Raw genomic sequence first — 753 nt, 5'->3', positions numbered from 1 at the left:
CGCAGCCGAACCCCCGGTCGACGAGAACTGGGTCGATCGCATCCTCAGCGGCATCGCGATGGATGCGCGCGCCGGACGCCGCATCCCCTTCGAGTCACCGGATCCGCACGTGGATCTCGCGATCACCGAGGGAGCGGTGCGCGGCCTCACCCGCTCTGCGGAGAATGCCGTGCCGGGACTCCTCGTCGGGCGCTGTCGACTCGACGGGGACGTGACGCAGGCGGGTGCGCCGATCCGGATCGAGATCGACGCGAGCGCTCTGCACGGTCAGTCGATCCCGAAGGTCGCCGCTGAGCTGCGGGCCGAGGTCGATCGAGGCCTTCGCGCGCATACCGAGTTGAACGTGATCGCGATCGACATCGCGATCAAGGACGTCCGGGAGGTGTCGTCGTGGGCGGGAGAGAGCCGATGAGGGCGGAGGAGCGCGACGAGCTCGCCGCGGCGATCGAGGCGACGCTGCGGTCGACGCCGGGCGTTCGCAGCGTCTACCGATCGGGTTCCCTGATCTCCAACCTGCTGCGCGCGGGAGCCGAGGCGATCGGCGTGCGCAAGGACGACGAGCCGATCGTGTCGGTGGTCGCCGCGGGCGACGGGGTGGCGGTGGAGGCGACGCTCGGTGTGGACTCCGGCGCGAAGTCGGCGGAGATCCTCCGCACTGTGCACGCGGTCATCGACGCATTGCTCGGGGCGCGCGGCATACAGCGGGAGAGCATCACGCTCACGGTCGCGCACGTGCAGGCCGGCGCGCACGGG

At 70.8% G+C, this 753-nt stretch carries 2 protein-coding genes; both read left to right on the top strand.

The genetic code is table 11. The features are described from left to right. Positions 1-412: Asp23/Gls24 family envelope stress response protein (locus KZA10_RS16655; protein ID WP_218683455.1), on the top strand; the 412-nt coding region annotated here is incomplete at its 5' end. Next, positions 409-753: hypothetical protein (locus KZA10_RS16650; RefSeq protein ID WP_218683454.1), on the top strand; the 345-nt coding region annotated here is incomplete at its 3' end. The genes KZA10_RS16655 and KZA10_RS16650, both read left to right, overlap by 4 nt.

This window comes from Microbacterium sp. BF1 (assembly GCF_019279095.1).
GTDB lineage: Bacteria > Actinomycetota > Actinomycetes > Actinomycetales > Microbacteriaceae > Microbacterium > Microbacterium maritypicum.
The sequence above is the reverse complement of the archived record's forward strand: the minus strand, read 5'-3'. Positions and strand labels throughout refer to the sequence as shown.